This window comes from Nitrospira sp. Nam80 (assembly GCF_965152575.1).
On the sequence record NZ_OZ224216.1, the window covers coordinates 2,852,309 to 2,874,435 of the forward strand.

Sequence of the window (22,127 nt, forward strand, 5' to 3'; positions counted from 1 at the left end):
ATTCCGCATACGGATTAATCGATTCTTTGCCGGCAGGAATCCGATGACACGGGCGGCCGCTCAAGCTCCAACCGTTCTATCTGGTGAACAGGTTACAGTCGTCTTCGATGGAACCATGACGACGCCGCAACTCGATCATGCCGAAGGGTTGGCATTCGACCATGAAGGACAGTTGTATTGCGGGGGCGAGCGGGGCCAGATTTATCGCCTTTCCCTGCCGGATCGGCAATTCACGCAGGTCGGATCCACCGGCGGCTTTTGTCTGGGGATGGCGTTCGACCGGGCCGGCCGGTTATTCATTTGCGACTCACGCCTTGGAGCAGTACTGCGGTTTCATCCTCCCACCGGACGTATTGAGACATTTGCAACGCAAGCCGGCGGAGTGAAGTTGCGTATTCCAAATTTTCCGGCATTTGATGCGAAGGGCCGCTTATACGTATCGGACAGCTATGAGTATAAAGATCCCGGTCCCGGAATCTTCCGTTTCGATCCGGACGGGTCCGGCATCCTGTGGTGCCGCGAATCCCTCAACTTCGCCAATGGTCTTGCGCTGTCACCGGACGGCCGCTTTCTCTATGTCGTGGAGACCTTCGCCCGCGCGATCAGCCGGATTCCAATTCTCGACGACGGATCCGCCGGTCCCAAAGAACATGTCGCGCACGTCGGCGTTGTTCCCGATGGACTGGCATTCGATGAAGAAGGCCGATTGTATGTCGCCTGTTATGAGCCGAGTGCCATCTATCGAGTTTTGCCGACCGGCCAAGTGGAAACCGTGTGGTCCGATGAAGAAGCGCAACTGCTGTGTCATCCGACGAATTGCGCGTTTTGGAACTCCAGTCTCTACACGGTGAATCTCGGCCGATGCCATATCACTCGTCTGAATATTGGCGTCAGAGGCGTCGCACTGCCTCCTGTTCCAGTTTGACTACACCACATTTCACAAATACCGCTCTCAAAACTAGGACCATTCCTAGCTACCGCTCGCCCTGGCTCATCGCTATACTCCCCTACAGACTGGACCGATACTTACATTCATTATGGATAGTCCTCTTCTCCGATTTAACTTTTAAAAAGGAACAGAGTATGAAGATCGCACAAGTGGCACCGCTTTGGGAAAGTGTCCCACCGCAATGCTATGGCGGCACGGAGCGCATTGTTTCCTATTTGACGGAGGAATTGGTCCGGCTCGGCCATGATGTCACGCTGTTCGCCACCGCGGATTCCGTGACGGCGGCCAAATTGGAAGCGATTTTTCCCCAAGCGTTGCGCTTAGCCAACGGACTCTGTTGCCGGGAAGCGCCGATTTTCTTGGAGCTCGAGCGGGCATTCGGAGCGAAATCCGACCAATTCGATCTCATCCATTCGCATGTGGATATCACCGGATTTCCATTCGCCCGCCGTTGCCGCACACCGGTGTTGACGACGCTTCACGGACGTCTCGACTTACCGGAACTGCTTCCGATATTCCAAGAATTTCCTGAGATGCCGGTCGTGTCCATTTCCGACGCGCAGCGGCGTCCGGTCGGATGGTTGAATTGGCAGGAGACGGTCTACCATGGGCTCCCGGCAGACCTCTATGCATTTCATCCGCAACCGGGGAAGTATCTGGCATTTTTAGGCCGCATCTCGCCGGAGAAGCGCCCGGATCACGCCATCGCGCTGGCCAAGCAAGTCGGCATGCCGCTCCGCATTGCAGCCAAGGTCGATCCCGTCGATCGGGTCTATTTCGAGACGCAGGTCGAGCCGCTCTTGGACCATCCGTTGGTGGAGTATGTGGGAGAAATTACCGACGAGGAGAAGAATGATTTTCTGGGCGACGCGTATGCCTTGATCTGTCCGTATGATTGGCCGGAACCGTTCGGCATCGTGCTGATTGAAGCGCTCGCGTGCGGAACCCCGGTGCTCGCTTACCACCGAGGCTCGATTCCCGAAGTGATTGAAGACCGGACGACAGGGCTCATCTGCGAAGACCTGTCCCAAATGATCGGCGCCTTGGAATCCGTTGCGCAAATCGATCGCGCGCGTTGCCGCGAGAGCTTTGAACGGCGATTCACCGTCGAACGGATGGTGCAGGACTACCTCAAGGTTTACCAGCGGCAGGTGGAAGGAAGAAATCTGTTGCCCGGTGCGTCGCTTCCGGCCTCATTGGAGCAACCGCTCATGATTTCAGAGAGCGGGGCTCAGCCTTTGATGCTGTCAGAGGGAGGCATAATTGGAAGGACTTAGGAACCTACGGCGCACCTAGCACTTTTTTCATGCTCCGGGTCAACTTCTGTCTGATCGTAAAATAATCCCGCCAGGGATCGGACCTCAGACGGGCCAACCGAGCGGAAACATTTTTGACCGTAAAATGATCGGATCGAACCTCGTCCGATAATTCATCCCATGCGATCGGCACAGAGACGGGCGCCAGCGGGCGCGCGCGCGTGGAATAGGCCGCGATGGCCGTTGCCCCCTTCGCATTTCGCAGGTAATCGACATAAATCTTCCCCTTCCGTTTCTGCTTCGACATGTTGGCGATGAACCGGTCGGGGATCAACCGCACGAGATGCTCGGCAATCGCTTTGGCAAATTCCTTGACTTCATCCCAAGTATGGACGCGCTGCAGCGGAAAGGCCACATGCAAGCCTTTCCCCCCGGTTGTTTTGAGGAAGCACTCAAGATCCAATTCGTTCAGCAAAGTCCGGACCAGTTGGGCCGCTTCCATGACCGCTTTCCACGGCACGTCCGGATCCGGGTCCAGATCGATAATGATCCGATCGGGGCGGTCGAGAAGATCGCGTTTCGCTCCCCAGGTATGGAATTCGAGCACGCCCATCTGGACCAGTCCGACCACCGCTTCCAATGAATCGGCAACCATATATATGCCGGTCTTCTTGCCCTCGGGAATCTTCACTCGCCCGATGACCTCAGGCACCGACTCATTGGCATGCTTCTGATAAAAACAGTCGGCGGCATGGCCTTCCGGACAACGCACCAAAGTCAACGGCCGACCTTCCAGATGGGGCACGATCCAGCCACTGATCTGCTCGTAATACTGCGCCAGCGCCAGTTTGGTCAGACCCTGCTCCGGATAGAGAACACGGTCAGGATGGGACAACGTGACGCCGGCCACAACAGGGGGCTCAGCCGATGGGTGCCTGTTTTGCCGGGGCGCCGGTCCTTGAGGCTTTCTTTTCCGCCACCGCCTGGTCCGACGCGAACCGGCCCCCGCGGCACTTTCCGCTGGAATCTTTTTATCCGGACGCTCGTGAACCACAGACCGCGCATCCTTATCGTCACGCAGCCCTTGAAACGACGCCTGGCGCAGCTGCCCTTCATTCGTCCATTCGGCGAAGGCCACCTCCGCTACGAGGGTCGGCTTCACCCAATGCACGCCTCGCGCATCGGCCCCGGCGGGGGGATCGATAAAGGGCGGCGTCTTCTGTTCCAGCGGCGTGAGGCGTGTATGGAGTTCTTTCAAAGACCGCTCGGAAAACCCGGTTCCCGTTCTCCCGGCATACCGCAATTGTCCTTGGTCATCAAAGACGCCCAACAATAACGCGCCGAAGGCGACCCGCGAGCCGGACGGGTCGGTGAAGCCGCCGATAACGAATTCCTGTCGTTGCCCGCATTTGGCCTTCACCCAATTTCGATTCCGGCCTGCCACGTACGGCGCATCCGCACGCTTGGCGACCATACCTTCCATCCCGCGGCGGCACGCTTCCTCGAATACGATTGTGCCTTTGCCGGCAATGTGGTCGCTATACCGGATTAGGTCTTCCGCCGATTGGTCGTTCATGAGCGAGGCCAAGGCGCGCTTGCGGTCGAGCAAGGGAACCCGTCGCAGATCGTACCCGTCCAGATACAGCAGATCGAAGACATAGTAGATCAGATTGGTGTCGGATTTGACGTCGAACGCATTCTGCAGGACTTGGAAATTAATCGTTCCATCCGGCATGACGGCCACGACTTCCCCGTCCACCCAGGCCTGCTTCACCGGCAATGTTTCCGCGGCCGCGGCAATGCGCTTTAATTTTGATGTCCAGTCATTGCCGTTTCTAGTGAAGAGTCCGGCCTTGCCATTACGAATGGAGCAGAGCATACGATAGCCGTCATATTTCAATTCATGAAGCCAGTCGTCGCCTTCCGGCGCATGATCTACCAACGTCGCCAGTTGCGGCGTGATCCATGCTTCCTGGGAGGCTTTGGCGGCGCCCGGCAGCGTGGCGGGATCAATGGCATTACGCCGGGGCGAGGAGCGCTTCACGGGCCTTCCGCCGGTTGCGTCCTTTGTACCGGATTCGGCAGAACGGTTCGAATGCCAGACACGATGGCGGCCTTGGGCAATTTGCTCCATCGTGCGGCCGCTCGCCACACTGTCCGATTGAAGCGTGATATCGCCGTCATTGCCGCGGCGCGCTTCTTCATCGTTTTCTTTGATCAGGAGCCAGTTTTCCTTGTCTTCACCGGACCGCCGTCCCATCCGAACCAGATTCCAGGCGCCACGCAGTTTTTTCCCCGCTAGATGAAATTTCAAACGACCGCGGCGATATCCCGCCGCCGCATCCCCGATGGGTGACCAATAGCCCCGATCCCAAAGTAAGACCGTCCCGGCGCCATATTGCTTGGGCGGAATGATGCCCTCGAAATCCGCATAGTCCATCGGATGGTCTTCGACATGCACCGCGAGGCGCTTCTGCGCAGGGTCCAGGCTGGGGCCCTTCGGCACGGCCCAGCTTTTCAACGTGCCGTCCAACTCGAGGCGAAAATCATAATGCAGCCGACTCGCGGCATGCTTCTGTATGACAAACTGAAGGCGTGCGGAGGAAGGCTTCGGTGTTCCTCGGGGTTCAGGCGTCTCTTTGAAATTACGCTTCTTCCAATACCGCTGTAGGCTCATAGCCTCACAACAACCGTGTGTCCCGTCGCGATCAATCCCCTTTTCTGAATTGCGGCGGCGCCGAGGCCGGAGGGGGACCGCTGGGTGCGGCTGAGCCGCCGCGAAACCCAAAACCCGGCCCGAAATAATAAGGATATCCGTAGGGGTATCCATAATAGGGATAGCCTCCGTACCCGCCATACGGTCCCCAGTAAGAATACGGGTAGGCATACATCGACCTGCCGTAGGGATAGGCATAGGGAGCCGCGCGGACTTGCGGATTCACCTCATCCCAATCCACGACATGTTTGATCTCGACGACGGGATAGTGATAATCGCCATCATCCAGGGAGCGCGTCACGGCCTCCCGTACTTCACCGACGACAGTGACCGGCGTGCCGGCGTCGATCACAGCGGGATCGAGAAATTCTCCGCTCTTGAACGCCAGAAATCGTCCTTGGGATCTCGCGCGGTCCTTCGTCGGCGCCGCGCCGGAACCCGTCGGAATCTGCAGCACTTCGATCTCAGTGCGGTCTTTCACCCGTTTGCTCTTCAGAACAATGCCGCTCAGCATGACGGTCCTGCCTTGATAGGCGGAGGGATCCTCCTTGAGATCGGTGAACGACACGGATTCGTCGATCTGGCTCTGCAGTTGATCCGGAAGGATCTTGTCGAGCAGATCACGGCCCGATTGATGAGCGCTTTGGGCGCAGCCTGTCCCCCACAAGGCTACCGCCACGACACACAGAATACGAATCCGGCCGGCCCTGAAGTTCGATTTCGCGATCTGGTGATCTGGTGAAGTTTTCATGTTTTCAATCGGCACTTCATACTTTTGACTCAGCATAGTCTCTATTTTTTCAATCACGAAATAACCAAATCGCATGTTAGAAATGATACGAGACGCCAAACACCAATTGCTGGGCATGGTAGTTCCCGCTGAAGCCGCCTCCGGGCGGAAAGGCTCCGGCAAAGTCGAACGTTGATTGCGAATACTTATACTCGGTAAAGACCGCCGTATAGGGTGTGACAAAGGCCCTGATCCCCGCCAGAAGATTCAGGACGGACGCGACATCGGTATCAGCTTTGGTCGTGGCGGAATCCCCAATGCGCGCGATCAACGCGCCGGTGCCGATGCCGACATACGGTTGGAACGTCACGCCCGGATAACGGGCAATCACATTAACGCCGACGTTCGTCACGCGCATGTGAATGCCCGGCACGTCGTCGAGGTTCTTGATGTTCGGCTGACTGTTAAAGGCGTCCAACTCGACACCGAACCATCCGTTTCCAGGGAAGACGCCTACTTTGGCACCGTACAGCACCGCGTTCTTCAGATCAAAGTCCGGCGCGCGAAAGCCGGACAGGTTTCCGGTCCCGCTGATATCCGTCAGTCGATCGGCAAAATTGACCCCCACCTGCCCCGCGACGTACCATTCGGCCAAGGCCTGCCGCTCTGGATACGCCGTGAACAGACAACACACAAACAGCAATCTACCAATGCGTGTCACAACCGCCTCCTGTTGACCCGCCGGACCTATTCCGAGAAGATTCGCTCCGGCTTTCCATAGCCATTGTTACGTGATCCACCAGACTACGCAACATGCCTCCGCCGCTGGATGCCTTAGGCGCCGCTTTTGCAGAAACTAGCCGTGCTCAGGACCAATTGTCCTTTGTTAGCCGATTCAATAAGGAGGCGCACCATGTACCGGTCTCTTCTCCTCACCGTTTTGGCGGCAACAACTCTTTCGACTGCGTCATGTGCAACGTTCGAACGGGCCGCGCCCATTGTGTTGTCCGATGCCGACATCGTCTGGATCATGAACCTCGCCGACACGAATAATATTGAGCGCGGCCGCATGGCCGAAGCGCGGAGCCTCAATCCTAAAGTGCAGGGATTCGGCCGCACCATGATCGCCGATCACCGCACTCTGCTGAAAGATAGCACGACGCTCTCGCATCGTTTCAATATCAAGCCGGTTGCGCCGGCCTTGGGCGTACAGCTCGTGGAGAAACACCAAGCAGCGGTGAAACTCATGGAAGAGAAGTCCGGGACGACCTTCGATCGAGCCTATCTTGACCACGAAATCGACATGCATACCAGGCTGGTCGATTTGGCCGGCAAAGCCGCACACACCGTGAACCACGTGGCGCTCAAGGCATATCTCCATCAAGCCAAGCCACTATTGCAGAACCATTTAAATACGGCTCGCATCATTAGAAGGGACCTTGCCGCGCAAACCGACGAGCCAGCGCGGGCGACTCTCGTCCGCTCTTTATCGAGCGCTCGACTTGCGCTGACCCCTTCGCCGCATGAAGTAGAGAACCAAACCGAGCGCAACGAGACCGGTGATCCATAGACGACGCCGGGACCGACGTGAGGCGCCGCGGGCCGGCCGATTTCGATCCAGATAGTCCCGTTCCGGATAAGCCGATGCGCCATCGCCGCCGGTCTCCTGCTCTTCCTGTTGCATGGCCAAATGGGCAAGCTGAGCGATGTGCAGCCCGCGCCGGTCGGTCGTCTGCTCAATCTGCTGCCGGCAGCTGAACCCGTCCGCCAGGATAATCGCCGTCGAGTCCGCGGCCCGAACTGCCGGAAGGAGCGCCAACTCGCCGATCTGCACGGATAAGTCATCATGTTCTTCTTTGAAGCCGAACGATCCTGCCATTCCGCAGCAGCCGGTATCGGGAAGGTCCGCTTCCACGCCGAGACGGTCCAGCAGTTTCTGTTCCGCGCCCATGCCGATCACAGCCTTCTGATGACAGTGGCCATGCCCAAGCACGCGGCGCCGCATGCGGCCGAATCGGTGTTCGGTCATATAGCGATCGGCAAATTCAGCAAACGTGAAGGTCTGTTGCGAGAGGCGCTTGGCCTGTTCGTCGTGAGGAAACAGATTGAGCAGTTCGTCACGAAACACCGCGGCGCAGCTTGGTTCGAGCACCACCATCGGGACCCCGGCCGTAATGAACGGCGACAGTTCCCAAAGAATTTCCTGGAGCTGCCTCCGCGCCGACGCCAACATGCCGAAATCGTACAGGGGACGGCCGCAGCAGAGCGTTTTGCGCGGCAATTGAACATGGAAGCCCGCCGCGTGGAGCACCTCCGCCGCCGCCACACCGATCTCCGGCGTGAAGTAATTGGTAAATGTGTCCGGCCAGAGTAAGAGAGACGTGCGGCCGGTTTCGGGCCAATGATGTTGCCGGTACCATTCAGAAAACGACGTGTCCGCAAACGGCGGCATCCGCCGACGCAGGGAAATGCCGCCTGCCATTTGAACCAAGGAGCGAAGGCCCGGAGTCTGTGTCAACCGGTTGGCGAGCCGGGGAGCCATCGAAGCCAATCTGGCCCAGACATGGATCAACCCCATCGAATAGGCTGCGCGGGGCCGCAAGCGTCCTTTATAATAATGGGCGAGAAACTCCGCCTTGTACGTCGCCATGTCCACATTGACGGGACAATCGCCCTTGCAGCCCTTGCAGGCCAGACAGAGTTCGAGCGACTCTTTGACATGGGGATTACGCCAGCCGTGCCTGAGCGGATCTCCTTCAAGCATTTCGAACAGCAGCCTTGCCCTGCCCCTGGTTGAATGCATCTCTTCTCTGGTCACCCGGTAGCTGGGACACATCGTCCGGCCTTCTCCGCGCCGGCATTCCCCGACACCGACACAGCGCAAGGTGGATTGGGCGAAACTGTAGTCGTCATGCGGGAACTGGAAATAAGTTGACAGAACGGGCGGCCGATACTCGGCGCCCAGCCTGAGATTTTCATCGACGCGATAAGGATGCACGATCTTTCCCGGATTCACCATCCCGTGGGGGTCCCAGATCGCTTTGAATTCTTCAAATGCCCGCATCAACTCGGGACCGAACATCTTCGGCAGCAACTCGGCTCGCGATTGTCCGTCTCCATGCTCGCCGGACAAGGACCCACCGAAACTCAGCACAAGGTCGGCCGCCTCGAACAGGAACGAACGGAATGTGCGGACACCTTCCCGGCTCTGGAGATCGAAATCGATCCGCGTGTGGACGCACCCCTGTCCGAAATGCCCGTAGAGGGCGCAGCCATAGTGATACTTGTCGAACAACTTCCGCAGCTCGCGCAGGTAGCCGCCGAGTCGATCCACGGGCACGGATGAATCTTCCCATCCTTCCCACGTCACCTTTTCGCCCGGCACATGGGCCGTGGCGCCCAGTCCGGATTCGCGCACCCTCCAGAGAATCTGTTCTTCGGCGCGGCGGTCAAAGAGCTTCATGCTCGGCGGACTCCCTTGCGCCTTCAGCCGGTCCATGCAGCGACGGGCGCGATCGTCCGCTTCATCTCTTGTGTCGCCACCGAATTCCACCAGCAACCAGCCGCGACCTTCCGGCAGGAGGGTGACATCCTCCGGATGGATATGCATCTTGATCATGTCCTGCACCAGCCGGTCGTCCATGCCTTCCAGACCGATCGGCTCGCACTGGAGAATGTCCGGGATGTGGTCGCCCGCTTCGTACACCGTCGGATAGCCCAGAACCAAGAGCGAACGCCGCGGAGGACTCGGCACCAGCCGCACGGTAGCCTCGAGAATCGTGACACAGGTAGATTCGGAACCGACCAAGGCCCGGGCAACATGGAAGCCCCGGTCGGGCAAGAGCGCCGGAAGGTTGTATCCCGAAACCCGTCGTGGAATATCGGGAAAGCGAGCGCGAATGAGATCGCCGTACCGATCCCGTAACCCTCTCAACTTTCGGTAGATCTCGCCGCGGCGCCCGCCGGCCGCAACGATCTCATCCAGCTCGCGGTCGCTCGTCTGTCCCACTCGCATCCGCACGCCGTCATAGGTCACGATGTCGAGTGCTTCCACATTATCCGCCGTCTCCCCGGCCATCACCGAATGCACGCCGCAGGAATTGTTGCCGATCATGCCGCCTAAGGTGCAATGGGTATGAGTGGACGGATCCGGTCCAAACGTTAAATGATGCCGCTCGGCCTCATTCCGCAGCACGTCCAAGACAAGGCCGGGTTGGACTCGGGCCAGCCGTTGCTGCGGGTCCAAGTTTACGATCCGGCGCATATACTTCGAGCAATCCAGCACGACGGCATAGTTGCAACATTGCCCCGCAAGACTCGTCCCGCCGCCCCGCGCGAGTATCGGCGCGCCATGGCTGCGCGCCACCGCAATGGTGCGGATCACATCCTCCGCATGCCGGGGAATCACGACGCCGATCGGCACTTGCCGATAGTTCGATCCGTCCGTGGCATAGAGCGCCCGGCTGCCGTCATCGAATCGCACCTCGCCTTCGACGGCGGACCGGAGAGCCTTCGCGAGCGCCTCATGATCAATGCGTCGCGCATCTCGCTCCTGCGCCGCAGGACTAGGACGTTCGCCATCGAACGCCGGCCCCCTCCCTGATACATCGTGCCCAATCTGGATCAATGGTGTATCCATACCGTCCACCCTTCGCCCGTCCTGAATCATGCGGGTTATAGTTCGTAACGTTTGGCATCCCGATGCTTGAACTCCAGTCCTGTTCCGGGCCGAGAGAGATCCGGTCTGATTCGACCATCGACCGGCGCCAGCGCGCCGTCGAACAGCATGCCTTCGATCCTGACATGGTCGTGAAAATATTCGATGTGCCGGATCGGCTGAGCCGCGCAGGCCACGTGGGCATGGAGCGACGGCGCGCCATGCGCAGAAAGCGGTAATGAGCGCGCTTCGCATTGAACCCCGGCTTTGAGAAAGCCGGTGATGCCGGCGCAGCGGCTGGCATCGGCCTGTAACACATCCACCGCCCCCGCCTCCAACATCCGACGAAAATAGACCTGATCATATCCATACTCGCCGGCCGCAATCTCCATTGCGGCCGGCGCGCGATTGCGGATCAGGGCCAATCCGTCCAGATCATCCGAAGAGACCGGCTCTTCAAACCACGTCACGCCGCAGCGCGCGAACCGTTCGGCCAATCCCAATGCCTGTTTGCGGTTGTACGCGCCGTTCGCGTCCACGAACAATTCCGCCTTCTCTCCAATAGCCACACGGGCCGCTTCGACCCGCGCAGTGTCCTCCTGCGGATGGCGGCCGACCTTCATCTTGACCCGCGGAATTCCGGCCCCTACCCAGCCGGCGAGTTGGTCCTGTAGTTGCTTGATCGAGTAGGACGTAAAGCCGCCGCTGCCGTAGACGGGCGCGGCCTCTCGCACCGCGCCCAGCAATGTGACAAGGGGAACGTCGAGAAGCCGAGCCTTCAGATCCCACAGCGCGGCATCCACAGCGGCCACCGCCATCGAGACCACGCCGGGGCGCCCAAGATTCCGGATCTCATGGAGCATGGCGTGCCAGCATGCGGTAACCGCCATGGCCGGCCGGCCGCAGACGATGTCCACGAGCGTCTGTTTCACGAGCCGGGCGGTGGCCGTATCCGCATACGTAAAACCCACCCCCATCCGATTCCCCGCGACCGCTTCGACCAGTACCAGCGTCGTATGGTTCCAATCCAATGTTCCGTCTGCCTCGGGATAATCGGTCGGAATGCGATAGGCGGACACCGCCACGCGTTCGATCACAGGTCCATCGGAATCGTGGACCTGAGCCACGGATGTCGAGGTCTGTTCGGTTGGTTGGCTATCGCTCGCCATCTCGCCGTCCGGTTCTTTAATATTTGCGCTGCCGCGGTGTGCATACAACGTTCCATCGAACAGGCGGCGTGATGTGAAGGCCAAATCGTGCGGAACCGCAATCGGCGCTCACAGCGCGGCCTCGCCGTACTGAAGGTGAACCCAATCCGTACGACCCACGCGTCCGGTTTTGACGCGATTCTTGTCCGATTCCGGAGATGCCCCTCTCGCCCGCCGACCTTACCTCTCGGCGACCCCCATGGAAGTATTGTCTCGTAATGGACAAGGTGTCCACGATCTTGGCGGCACGCATCATTTTTTCACAGCCCGACACCGGTCATTTAACCGTTCCTTCTCGTAATCTTGACGGGCTCACCGGCATCCGACAAGGGCGTGCATATTGCACCACAACATCGCGCCGTGACGAGGAGTGGACACCCCTGCTGTAATGCACCATGAACAAGCGTGGCTGGATGGCGGCGGCCGTCCTCATTTCGACGGGAGCCCTGGCTGCCGCAATCGGCTTGCTTTATTCCAAGGGAAGCGCCGATCTGATCGGGAGTGATGAGCAGCCGTTACGCTTCAGCCATGAGCTGCACGCGGGACGACTGCACGTGGAGTGCTTGTACTGCCACCGCTCGGCTGAACAATCTACCGCCGCGGGTATTCCCTCTATGCAGCTATGCATGGGATGCCATCAGAACTTGGCCATGGGGACGAAGGACACTGCGACACTGGTCGAGCATTGGAAGCGGAAGGAACCGGTATCCTGGGTCCGCCTCCAGCGGCTGCCGGATTTCGTCTATTTCACGCATGAACGTCATCTGGCTCATGGACTGGAGTGCGTTACCTGCCACGGGCACGTCGATCAGATGCCGTACACACCCCGTGCGGCCACGTATGAAATGGGCTGGTGCCTGTCGTGCCATCAAGAACGAGGAGCATCCCGTGATTGCTGGACCTGCCACAAATAGTGAGCCCGAAGAAGCCGCGGTCACCCGACGTTCATTCATGACGAGACCCCCGACGATAATTTCCTAAGGCAGCCGGACTCGATGGACATCAAACGCCGCACATTCATCCAAGCATTGGGACTCGCAGCTACCGGCTCCCTGTTGCCGGGATGCGGGCGCGAGGTGGGCCGGCTCGTTCCCTATGTCTTACCGGACGACGAAATTGTGCCCGGCGTCGCCGACTGGTATGCCTCGACCTGCCGCGAATGTCACGCCGGGTGCGGGATCACCGTGCGAGTCATGGAGGGCCGGGCCAAGAAAATTGAAGGCAATCCCGGCCATCCGGTGAATCGTGGAAAACTGTGCGCTCGGGGACAAGCCGCTCTGCAACGACTCTACAATCCCGATCGCCTCACCGGTCCGCTGGGCCGAACCGGCTCGCGATTGACCGGCGACTGGACTTCGATTACGTGGGACGACGCGTTCGGGACGTTGAGCGAGCGCCTGCGGGCGAACGGCGCGGACACGATCATGCTGAGCCGGCCCTTGTCCGGCACGCTGGCGTGGCTGGTCTCCTCATTCATGCGCGCCATCGGAGGACGGTTATTTTTTTACGAGCCGGGCGCGGACTTACCGGTCAGAACCGCCGCGCGTGACGCCTTTGGAATCGAGGCCTGGCCGACCTACGATGTGGCGGACTCCGATTATGTCCTGTCATTCGGCGCGCCGTTTCTCGAACAGTGGCTTTCGCCGGTCTCTTACGGGATTGCCTATGGAGAGATGCGACAAGGACGACCTGCGACCCGCGGCCGTCTCGTGCATATTGAGCCGCGCCTTTCGTTAACGGCCGCCAGCGCCGACCGGTGGGTGCCGGTTCGCCCCGGCACGGAAGGACTCGCCGCGCTGGGAATCGGACAGGTACTTTTCAACGAAGGACGGTCGGCACTATCCGGAACCCAACGGCGAGCCTATGAAGGATTCTATGCCGGCATCCCGTTGGATCAGGTCGCCGCCACGACGGATATTCCTCGCGACCAGTTGATCCGGATCGCCCGCGAATTTGCGACCGCGGCCGCACCGCTTGCCATGGGCGGTGGCCCGGCCTGTGCGCACACCAACGGCACCGACACGATGCTGGCAATCCATAGCCTCAACGCCATCATCGGCAACCTCGGACAGCCCGGTGGTCTCCGGTTCTATAGGCCGCCCTTGTTCGACACAGGTCCACCTGTTCCGTGGCTGATCGAGCGGCGGCTCGCGCAATGGGCCGAAGGAGCGGAGAACGGCAGGCCGCCGGCTGTCTGGTTGCTGAACGATGTCAATCCATTGTTTACGATGCCGCTCTCGATTCCGGTCCGGCGTCTGTTCGAACGGGCCGAGTATCGTGCGAGCTTCAGCTCTTTTCTCGACGAGTCGACCGAAATGGCGGATCTGATCCTGCCGGATCACGCGTCGTTGGAGTCATGGGGAGATCATATTCCGCCCGTCTCGTCAGCCGCTCAGGTCGTGAGCCTGCTCCAGCCGGCGGTCTCGCCTCTTTATGACACGCGGGCGCTCGGGGATACGATTCTCCACATAGCGTCCCACCTGGGAGTCCCCGGCTTTTCCTCAAAAGATTTTCCCTCCTTGATTCAAGAGCGATGGCGGCATCATTTCGGCGGAGAGAGTCGGAATACAGATGATGCTCGATTTGAATCAGCCTGGATTGGTTTTTTACAGCAAGGCGGCTGGTGGAACAGCGCGGCTCCGGACATGGAACCGGCACAGTCGGCGCCTCCTCCTCGCTACGAGGCTGCCCATTTCGACGGCGATCAGCAAGAATTTCCGTTCTATCTCCTCCCATACCCTTCGATGAGCCTCGGGTATGGGCGGGACGCGAACCTTCCCTGGCTTCAGGAGCTGCCGGACACTCTGACCACTGCGATGTGGGGCAGTTGGGTCGAGGTCAATCCGGTCACCGCTCGATCACTCGGCATCACACCCGGCGACATGGTTCGCATCCACTCGCGTCACGGCTCGCTCGATGTCCCCGCATTGATCGTTCCAGGCATCAGGCCGGATGCGATCGCCGTCCCGATCGGACAAGGCCACGCGGACTATGGCCGGTATGCGAGCCGCCGCGGCATCAATCCCATTTCCATCCTGGCCCCGCTGTTCGATCACCGTTCCGGTTCACTGGCGACCGCGGGCACCAGGGTCCGGATTGAAACGACTACGGCGAAAGGGCCGCTGGTTCTCTTGGAGCGACCGGGAATGGAGCCAAGCCCTGCATTGTTGTCGATTCAACGCAGTCGTCCGGGAGCATAGAGAAGGAGAATTTTCCACCAAAGGGAGCCGCATATGGCCGACGAGAAGAAAGAGACGCGACAAACTCATGCCTATAAATGGGAAATGGTCATCGATCTTGATCGCTGCACCGGATGCGAAGCCTGCGTAGTAGCCTGTCACGCCGAAAATAATATCCGCATCTCAGGCGAGCAAGAAGCGGCCGATGGCCGCGCCATCAACTGGATTCGCATCGAGCGCTATTGGGAAGGCGAGTATCCGAACGTCAGCGCCAAATTCATGCCGGTGCTCTGCCAGCACTGCGGCGCCGCCCCCTGCGAGCCGGTCTGTCCCGTCTACGCGTCCTACCACACTCCGGAAGGTTTAAACGCACAGGTGTACAACCGCTGCATCGGCGTCCGCTATTGCGGCAACAATTGCCCCTACATGGCCCGGCAGTTCAATTGGTTCGATCCGCACTGGGACAAGCCGCTGGAGCAACAATTAAATCCCGACGTGACGGTCCGCCAGAACGGCATCATGGAGAAATGCACGTTCTGCATCCAACGAATCAGGCACGGCAAGGAACAGGCCGAGCGCGAGGGCCGGCGCGTGCGCGACGGGGACATCACGCCCGCTTGCGTCCAGTCCTGCCCAACCTCGGCGCTGGTTTTCGGAGATCGCCACGACCCGAACAGCCGCGTCGCACAATTGGCCGCGAGCGACCGGCGCTTTCATCTGCTGGAGTCTTTGGGAACCGAGCCGGCCATTACTTATCTCAAGCGAGCAACGTGATGAACGCCGCATCCTCCGTCTGGCGCGACATGCCGAAAATCAACCGCGACCTGCTGGCGCCGCTGGCCGAGACAGGAGGTGGATATCTGTTCCTGGTCTCCGTGCTCGTCGCTGTCGTGGCGGCGGGAGCCGGCGCCTGGGTCTATCAAATTGAAACCGGCATGGGCCGGACCAATATGCACCCGCCGATTTTCTGGAGTGCCTACATCGCCTCGTTTGTCTTTTGGATCGGGGTGAGCCACTCGGGCACCTTTATCTCGGGCGTGCTGCGCTTGAGCAAGGCGGAATGGCGCCGGCCGGTGACGAGAGTGGCCGAATTGATGACGATCATCTCGGTCGTGATGGCCACCATGTTTGTGTTCTATCATCTCGGTCGTACCTGGCGTTGGTATTATCTGATTCCCTATCCCAATCAGCGGGAGATTTGGCCCGATTTTCGATCGCCGCTCATGTGGGACGCGACGGCGGTCTTCACCTACGCGACGGCCAGCACGATTTATCTCTATTTGCCGCTGATTCCCGATTTCGCCTTAGCGCGGGATCGCATCACAGGATGGCGGAAGCCGCTCTACGCCTTTCTGTGTCTCGGGTGGCGCGGCACGCAGCTGCAATGGCAGGCGCTGAACACCGCCATCCGGATAATCACGCCCTTGATCGTCATGATCATGGTCTCCGTCCATTCGATCGTCGGCTGGGATTTCGGCATGTCGCTCGTGCCCGGCTGGCACACGTCGATCATCGCGCCCTATTTTGTCGTGGGCGCCGTGCATTCGGGCTTGGGCATGGTTGTGATCGGCTTGTATCTGATCCGGCGCGTGTATCGGCTCGACGAGTACATCCGGCTGGAGCATTTCGACAAAATGGGCAAGTTGCTGGTCGTGACGACGCTCACTCTGGCCTACCTTTATTTTGCCGAGCAACTCACCGTCTGGTACGCCCGCATTCCCGACCATATGGCCGTTCTGAATTCGATGATGATCGGGGCCTATGCCGTTCCCCACTGGACCATGATCGGCTTGATCTATGTGCTGCCGTTGCTCACCCTGACACTGCCGCCGTTCCGCAGGTGGCCGCTTGGGATGATGCTCATCGGCATCAGCATCAATATCGGCATGTACATCGAACGCATGCTGATCCTCGTGCCGCCCTTGGCCCACCCGCGGCTGACATACAATTGGAGCGACTATTTTCCCTCGGTGGTGGAGCTGACCATCATGGCCGGTTCCTTGTCATTGGCGATTCTTCTCTACGTGCTGGCCGTCAAATTCGTTCCGATCATTTCGATATGGGAAGAAAAGGAAGGGCGTCTCCATGGGCATGCCTCAGGCTCGTGAAATCTCCGCCCTCCTTCGGCCGGGCGCAGATATGTCCTCGATCATCGCACGACTTCAACAGTCCGGCGTGAGGAGAGAGGACATTGCGGTCTGCTCTCCTTTGCCGCTCGAGCACGTGTCGCCCGCGGCCACGTTTCCATTGGTGCCGTATCTCATCACGATCGCCGCCGGTCTGGTCGGAATCGGAGTCGGTCTGTTCTTTGCCGGTGGAACCGCGGTCCTCTACCCGATTGAGACAGGCGGGAAAGCCATCGTCGCCGCGCCCGTCGTCGGGATCATCTCGTACGAGACCATGATGTTGCTTGCCGTCCTCGCGACCTTTCTTACCATGATCGTCAGAATTGTCCGCGAGCAGGGCCGCGCCTCGACGCGGGACATGCGGGTCGACGACGGCATGGTGCGGATTATCGTCCCGCTCGTCCCATTAGGAGCGGAAACGGTACTGACGGGAATCCTAGAACAGGCCGGGGCCACGGATATTACGATCGGGTCACGCCCGAATGACCAGCCGGGATGGGAGCCGAGTGGACAGGCTTTGGCGGCGTGGCTGTCGGCGGCTATATGGTGTGCCTCGCTTGCCGGCTGTTCACGCGATATGCAAGACCAACCGTCCTATCAACCCCAAGAAGCGCCTCGCCTCCATTCTCCAGCCGGCAGCGTGCCGCGGGACAGTCGGGCAATCCTGTCTGCCGCAACGCACAACAACGCCCGAGCCTCTGTCTCAGGGGAGGATCTCTACCGGGTGAATTGCCTCCATTGCCATGGCCCCAGCGGCGAGGGAAACGGGCCGGTCGCGGCTTATCTCAACGAACGACCGGCCGATCTTCGGTCTCGCGCGGTGCAAGAGAAGCCACAAACCGAATTGTATGAGATCGTCACCGACGGCAAAGACATGATGCCCGCCTTTCGAGGAGAATTGTCGGCGGCGGAACGACAGGCAGTGGCCGCGTTCGTGAAGCACTTCCCCGAGCAAGTGTCTCATGAATGATAAATGTGAAATGAGGAATCAGAAATAGCGGGCTGGATCATTCCGAAATCTTCATTCTAACTTTAGCCACGTGTCATGGAACTCACACTGGAACGGCTTCATTTCCCGCTGCTGGGCAATAGCCTCGTGGTCGGCTTGTTCAGCCTGCTCCACATTGCGCTGGCGGGACTCTCCGTGGGTTTTATGGTCCTCGCGCCGATCTTCGAAGCCGGCGGCCGTTCCATTCCGTTCAATGTAGACCTGGCCCGGGCCGTCACCCGTTTCACGGTCGTAGTCTTCAGCGTGAGCACTGTCCTAGCGGTCATCATGGTCGAATTGATGATCGGCTTGTTTCCCGCGACCACGATGTGGATGTGGAGCCGGTTTCGCCTTCCGATCGGACTCGGCATCGCCGCGTTCATCCTGCAACTGCTCGTGCTCTACCCTTACTATCATTTTTGGGACAGCATTCGCGTACGCAGCGTGACTCTACATCTCTGGCTCGGCACGCTTGCCGCCCTGTTCATGCTGGTCTGGGTGATCGTCCTGGACGGGATGGGCTCGTATATGCTCACGCCGGCGGAAGCGGGGGCGTCAGGCGGATCGCTCTTGAATCCCACATGGCTGCCGCTCGTCGTTCATCGGTTCGTGGGAAATCTCTTAATCGCCGGATACGCCATAGCGGCATACGGCGCCTGGCGCGGCGGCCGCCCGCAAGATCGCGAGCATCCGGCGTACTATCGCCACCTTTTCACTACCGGGTGGAAAATCGGCGTGATCGGTCTACTCTTGCAACCGTTCACCGGCTTGTTCTATGCGCTGTCGATTCAGGATTCCGCACCTGCTGCTTACGAGCAGTTGATCCACGGTCCCTATCAACCGCTCCTCTATGTGCAATTCGGACTGATCGGCTTTTTGGTTGCCGGCAGTTATTTTCTCTTGCGATCGACACAGTGTGCGAGTCGATTCACATGGCTCGATGCGGCGGTCCCCCTTGCCGCGCTAGGCATGGTGCTCGCCATCGGCGAGACAACCGTACGCCGGGCTTTTCTCTATCTGTTGCTCGCGCTGTTTCTTTGGTCGCTGGCCCGATACGGACAGTCGGAACAATCGGCCGTGACTCGATCGAACCGACTGTTCCGCCCCCTCGCCATCTGCCTTGGGATTGTGTCGATCTTGATCTATCTGACCATGGGAATCATCAGAGAAACCGTGCGCCGTCCGGATACGGTGCGCGGGGTGATTTCATTGACCGATGAGCAGCGCCATCCGGCGGCGGACCGGAGAAGCCAAGAAAGCAGTGCTGAGTTAGGAGTTAGCCCTAAATATTGGGAGTGGTCCGGCGGACCAAGCGCGACCATTGCCGAGAGGAGCGGGGGAGCCCACCGAGGGTTTGCAGGGCAGGAAGGCCGGAACTGACCACGCCACTGTGGTCCATGACCACAGGCACGGGAATTCCGGAAGGATTCCGCCCGGCAAGCCCCGGAAGGGCCGCTCCGGAGGTGGGGAAGCGCGGGTTTCGCCGGACCAGTAATTTCGATTCACAACTCTTAACTCACTCCGTGAGGTTTCATGTCGCCTGATTCCGTGGATATCCCGATGGTGTACGGGCGGGTCGCCATTGCAGCGGCGGCGCTGACCCACGCGCTGTTTGCAACCTTCATCGTGGGATCGTCGTTGATCGGCGCAGCCTGCGAAACAATCGGATACCTCCAGGGCAAGGCTCGTTTCGAGCGATTGTCCCGTCACATTGCCTTTACGTTGATTTTTACGACGGCCGGCGTCTCCTTCCTGGGCGTGACGCTGATCTTCGCGCTGAATATTTTCTGGCCGCATTTCTGGAGCACGTTGTTCCGGATCATGTTCTGGCCGTTGCTGCTCGAGGCTTCCCTTTTCCTGTCCGAAGCGATCTTCGCTTATCTCTGGTACTACTCCTGGGATTGGGCCGCGGCCCGCCCGGCCCGCAAACGCCTGCACTTGTCCTTCGGCTGGATTGCGGCGATGTCATCGGTGATTGCCATGGTCATGATCGATATCGTGGCCTCCTACATGCTGACGCCGCGGCCGCCTGGCGATACATGGGGCAAGATTCTTAATCCGACCATGATCTATCTCGACACGCACCGTATCGTGGGCAACCTGACCTGGACCGGATTCGGGCTCGCAGGACTATGGGCAATCGCATATTTGCGAGCGGCCACCGCAGATGAGCGGGCCTTTTTCCGATGGGCCGGCGGCGTCTGCTTCGGCATCGGGTTCGGCGGCCTTCTCATCATGCCGGCTATCGGGTATCAATATCTTTTGAAGATCCGGTACACCGAGCCGCAGGCCTTTTATACGCTCATGCTCGGCCCGCGATCTTGGCTCTTCGATCTCGTCGCGCTACTGTACAGCGCCTTGATCGTACTCGGATGCTCCTACATCGGCCGCGCGATCCGGCCCGCCATGCCGCGCGAGGCAACCGCGCGCATCGTGCTGCCCGTGTCGCTGGCGGCCGTGGCGCTGGCCGGGCTGGTCTTTACCATGCCCTACCATCTGCAACATGTTCCGCTGCTGTCCCGCCTGACCGACATTGCGGTGAATCCGCTGGGCGCCATGCAGCCCAATAAGTACGTGGCCATTGCGGCGCTCGTGCTCTTCGGGCTGTTGAACTGGCTCTATTTTTTCCGGTCGTTTTCCGCACCGGCGCCATGGTGGAGAATCAAGGACGCTCAGAGCCCTGACCGTAGGAAGCCGACGTTGCTGATCGCCCTTTCGCTTTGCGCCATGTTGATGATGCTGGCGATGGGATGGGCGCGGGAAACCGCCCGCGCTTGGAACGGATATCTCATATACGGCGCGATGACATTCGATGACGAGGCATCACACTATCGGCCTTCCGCGGACACACAGGCGTCGGCACCGCTCGATGATTGATGCTCTACATACCTGTTTCATGCCGCCACAAAGGTGCGACAGTGCCCCGTGACGTGAACCGGGACGACCTTGTTGCGACCGTGAGCCGGGTCTGGCGCATGCTGAGCGCCAGTTTTTGGTTCCTTCCCACGCTCCTCACCGTAACGGCGCTCGTGATCGCCCCGATCCTCGTTCAACTTGACGAGCGGCTGCAAGCGGCCGGTCGGTCAGTAGCATGGCTCGAATGGATCTACGGCGGTGGGCTGCAAGGAGCGAGACGGCTCTTGTCCGCGATCGCCGCGGCGATGATGGCGATTTCCACCGTCATGTTTTCCAGCCAAACGACCGCTCTGACGTTTATCGGGCAGGAGTACGGCTCCCGGCTGTTGCGGAATTTCCTGGCCGACACGCGGAACCAGCTCGCCTTCGGCATCTACATCTCCACCTTCATCTATGCCCTCATGGTCTTGCGGACGATTCATAAAGACCCGGATGATGCCCCGGTTCCGCATCTGGCCGTATCATTCGGGATCATCCTGGCCATGGCCGGCTTGGGCGTCTTGATTTATTCGATGTATCACATCTCCCGATTTCTTCAGGCTTCCACGATCATCGGCTATGCGGCGAAGGACCTCGACAGCGCCATCGTCCGGCTGACCCCCGAGAAAACACCACGGCGATCGGGCGGGACCTTCGCCGGCGACGACGATGCCCAAGGCTCGTCCGCGTTCGACTTCAGCGGCGTCCCAATCATTGCGGAATCCACCGGATACCTTCAGCGGGTCAAAACAGCCCGTCTGGCTCGATTCTGCCGGAACGCCGGATGTCGCATCCGGATCGACCGGAAGATCGGCGACTTCGTCATGGCCGGCGCTTCTCTCGGAGCCGTCGCGCCGCCGCCTCCGTCCAACTCCGACTTATTCATGCACATTCAGCAAACCATTGTCCTGGGTCCTCAGCCCAATATCGATGAAGACCTGAGATACGCCGCGAATCAGCTTGTCCAGATCGCGCTCCGCGCCGCCTCCACGGATCGAAACGATTCGTTGACGGCGGTCATGTGCATCGATCGCATGGGAGCGGCCCTGTGTCTGCTGGGGCGGCGCATGCCGGCTGACGCGATCGTGCGCGACATGGACGGCGCCCCGCGGCTTAAACTCGAATCGGCGAATTTCGCCGACATGCTCGACGTCTGTTGCCGTCCGCTACGGGAGTACCGAGAAGCGAGCCCATCAGTGCTGGTTCATATGCTCACAACACTTCGCGCCGTCGCGGACTGCACGGAACGCCCGGAAGACCGCCGTGCACTGCGGCGGGAAGCCATGCTTTTCGCGGAAGCCGGATGTGACCAAGGAGGGATGGACCCTGCCGGGCGGAAGCGGATTGCGCGAGCTTATGAGGACGTGTGCCGCGCGCTGGATACTTTTCCTAGCGATTGAACGAGTGAGGCACGGCCAACGCC

16 protein-coding genes are annotated in these 22,127 nt (G+C 59.6%); 11 read left to right on the top strand and 5 right to left on the bottom strand.

Annotated elements, in window-relative coordinates:
• Positions 1-43 precede the first annotated feature (43 nt).
• A complete protein-coding gene (locus ACWGXE_RS13385; protein ID WP_447598272.1) occupies positions 44-925 on the top strand; it encodes an SMP-30/gluconolactonase/LRE family protein in 882 nt (293 codons plus the stop codon).
• A gap of 158 nt (positions 926-1,083) precedes the next feature.
• Positions 1,084-2,226 carry a glycosyltransferase family 4 protein gene (locus tag ACWGXE_RS13390; RefSeq protein ID WP_447598273.1) on the top strand — a complete coding sequence of 381 codons (1,143 nt, stop codon included), beginning with the start codon at positions 1,084-1,086 and terminating at the stop codon, positions 2,224-2,226.
• Between the two features lie 4 nt (positions 2,227-2,230).
• Here ACWGXE_RS13390 and ligD read toward each other — a convergent pair whose 3' ends face one another.
• From ligD to ACWGXE_RS13405, 3 genes are all read right to left on the bottom strand, one after another.
• The gene (gene ligD / locus ACWGXE_RS13395; RefSeq protein ID WP_447598275.1) at positions 2,231-4,882 is read right to left on the bottom strand and encodes a DNA ligase D; all 2,652 of its coding nucleotides are present in this window, start codon (positions 4,880-4,882) and stop codon (positions 2,231-2,233) included.
• Positions 4,883-4,913: 31 nt separating this feature from the next.
• Positions 4,914-5,672 carry a Slp family lipoprotein gene (locus ACWGXE_RS13400; RefSeq protein ID WP_447598277.1) on the bottom strand — a complete coding sequence of 253 codons (759 nt, stop codon included), beginning with the start codon at positions 5,670-5,672 and terminating at the stop codon, positions 4,914-4,916.
• Between the two features lie 76 nt (positions 5,673-5,748).
• Entirely contained in the window at positions 5,749-6,372 is a 624-nt protein-coding gene (locus ACWGXE_RS13405; RefSeq protein ID WP_447598278.1) for an outer membrane beta-barrel protein, read from the bottom strand.
• Between the two features lie 192 nt (positions 6,373-6,564).
• Here ACWGXE_RS13405 and ACWGXE_RS13410 point away from each other — a divergent pair, with 192 nt between their 5' ends.
• On the top strand, positions 6,565-7,221 hold the full coding sequence (locus ACWGXE_RS13410) for a DUF4142 domain-containing protein (protein WP_447598279.1): 657 nt from the start codon (positions 6,565-6,567) through the stop codon (positions 7,219-7,221).
• On the opposite strand, the gene ACWGXE_RS13415 is transcribed toward ACWGXE_RS13410, so the two are convergent.
• The gene (locus ACWGXE_RS13415; RefSeq protein WP_447598280.1) at positions 7,138-10,290 is read right to left on the bottom strand and encodes an FAD-binding and (Fe-S)-binding domain-containing protein; all 3,153 of its coding nucleotides are present in this window, start codon (positions 10,288-10,290) and stop codon (positions 7,138-7,140) included. The two genes, ACWGXE_RS13410 and ACWGXE_RS13415, sit on opposite strands and share 84 nt — an antisense overlap.
• 35 nt (positions 10,291-10,325) lie before the next feature.
• The gene (locus tag ACWGXE_RS13420) at positions 10,326-11,477 is read right to left on the bottom strand and encodes an enolase C-terminal domain-like protein (protein ID WP_447598281.1); all 1,152 of its coding nucleotides are present in this window, start codon (positions 11,475-11,477) and stop codon (positions 10,326-10,328) included.
• Positions 11,478-11,911: 434 nt separating this feature from the next.
• Here ACWGXE_RS13420 and ACWGXE_RS13425 point away from each other — a divergent pair, with 434 nt between their 5' ends.
• From ACWGXE_RS13425 to ACWGXE_RS13460, 8 genes are all read left to right on the top strand, one after another.
• On the top strand, positions 11,912-12,430 hold the full coding sequence (locus ACWGXE_RS13425) for a cytochrome c3 family protein (RefSeq protein ID WP_447598282.1): 519 nt from the start codon (positions 11,912-11,914) through the stop codon (positions 12,428-12,430).
• An 81-nt stretch (positions 12,431-12,511) separates the two neighbouring features.
• Positions 12,512-14,716, top strand: a complete 2,205-nt coding sequence (locus ACWGXE_RS13430; RefSeq protein WP_447598283.1) for a molybdopterin-containing oxidoreductase family protein — start codon at positions 12,512-12,514, stop codon at positions 14,714-14,716.
• Positions 14,717-14,749: 33 nt separating this feature from the next.
• Positions 14,750-15,469 carry a 4Fe-4S dicluster domain-containing protein gene (locus tag ACWGXE_RS13435; protein ID WP_447598284.1) on the top strand — a complete coding sequence of 240 codons (720 nt, stop codon included), beginning with the start codon at positions 14,750-14,752 and terminating at the stop codon, positions 15,467-15,469.
• A complete protein-coding gene (nrfD, locus tag ACWGXE_RS13440; protein WP_447598285.1) occupies positions 15,469-16,803 on the top strand; it encodes an NrfD/PsrC family molybdoenzyme membrane anchor subunit in 1,335 nt (444 codons plus the stop codon). Before ACWGXE_RS13435 ends, nrfD begins: the two co-directional genes overlap by 1 nt.
• A 31-nt stretch (positions 16,804-16,834) precedes the next feature.
• Complete coding sequence (locus ACWGXE_RS13445; RefSeq protein WP_447598287.1) at positions 16,835-17,791, top strand: quinol:electron acceptor oxidoreductase subunit ActD; 957 nt, start codon at positions 16,835-16,837, stop codon at positions 17,789-17,791.
• 75 nt (positions 17,792-17,866) lie between these two features.
• A complete protein-coding gene (locus tag ACWGXE_RS13450; protein ID WP_447598288.1) occupies positions 17,867-19,189 on the top strand; it encodes a hypothetical protein in 1,323 nt (440 codons plus the stop codon).
• Positions 19,190-19,342: 153 nt separating this feature from the next.
• Positions 19,343-20,686, top strand: coding sequence for a cytochrome ubiquinol oxidase subunit I (locus ACWGXE_RS13455; RefSeq protein ID WP_447598289.1), 1,344 nt, complete (start codon positions 19,343-19,345; stop codon positions 20,684-20,686).
• 41 nt (positions 20,687-20,727) lie between these two features.
• The gene (locus ACWGXE_RS13460) at positions 20,728-22,104 is read left to right on the top strand and encodes a DUF2254 domain-containing protein (protein ID WP_447598290.1); all 1,377 of its coding nucleotides are present in this window, start codon (positions 20,728-20,730) and stop codon (positions 22,102-22,104) included.
• Positions 22,105-22,127: the final 23 nt, after the last annotated feature.

Bases quoted from the DNA above. Each gene is read 5' to 3' on its own strand.
- ACWGXE_RS13385 (WP_447598272.1), top strand. From the start codon at position 44: ATGACACGGGCGGCCGCTCAAGCTCCAACCGTTCTATCTGGTGAACAG.
- ACWGXE_RS13390 (WP_447598273.1), top strand. From the start codon at position 1,084: ATGAAGATCGCACAAGTGGCACCGCTTTGGGAAAGTGTCCCACCGCAA.
- ligD (WP_447598275.1), bottom strand. From the start codon at position 4,882: ATGAGCCTACAGCGGTATTGGAAGAAGCGTAATTTCAAAGAGACGCCT.
- ACWGXE_RS13400 (WP_447598277.1), bottom strand. From the start codon at position 5,672: ATGAAAACTTCACCAGATCACCAGATCGCGAAATCGAACTTCAGGGCC.
- ACWGXE_RS13410 (WP_447598279.1), top strand. From the start codon at position 6,565: ATGTACCGGTCTCTTCTCCTCACCGTTTTGGCGGCAACAACTCTTTCG.
- ACWGXE_RS13415 (WP_447598280.1), bottom strand. From the start codon at position 10,290: ATGGATACACCATTGATCCAGATTGGGCACGATGTATCAGGGAGGGGG.
- ACWGXE_RS13420 (WP_447598281.1), bottom strand. From the start codon at position 11,477: ATGGCGAGCGATAGCCAACCAACCGAACAGACCTCGACATCCGTGGCT.
- ACWGXE_RS13425 (WP_447598282.1), top strand. From the start codon at position 11,912: ATGAACAAGCGTGGCTGGATGGCGGCGGCCGTCCTCATTTCGACGGGA.
- ACWGXE_RS13430 (WP_447598283.1), top strand. From the start codon at position 12,512: ATGGACATCAAACGCCGCACATTCATCCAAGCATTGGGACTCGCAGCT.
- ACWGXE_RS13435 (WP_447598284.1), top strand. From the start codon at position 14,750: ATGGCCGACGAGAAGAAAGAGACGCGACAAACTCATGCCTATAAATGG.
- nrfD (WP_447598285.1), top strand. From the start codon at position 15,469: ATGAACGCCGCATCCTCCGTCTGGCGCGACATGCCGAAAATCAACCGC.
- ACWGXE_RS13445 (WP_447598287.1), top strand. From the start codon at position 16,835: ATGTCCTCGATCATCGCACGACTTCAACAGTCCGGCGTGAGGAGAGAG.
- ACWGXE_RS13450 (WP_447598288.1), top strand. From the start codon at position 17,867: ATGGAACTCACACTGGAACGGCTTCATTTCCCGCTGCTGGGCAATAGC.
- ACWGXE_RS13455 (WP_447598289.1), top strand. From the start codon at position 19,343: ATGTCGCCTGATTCCGTGGATATCCCGATGGTGTACGGGCGGGTCGCC.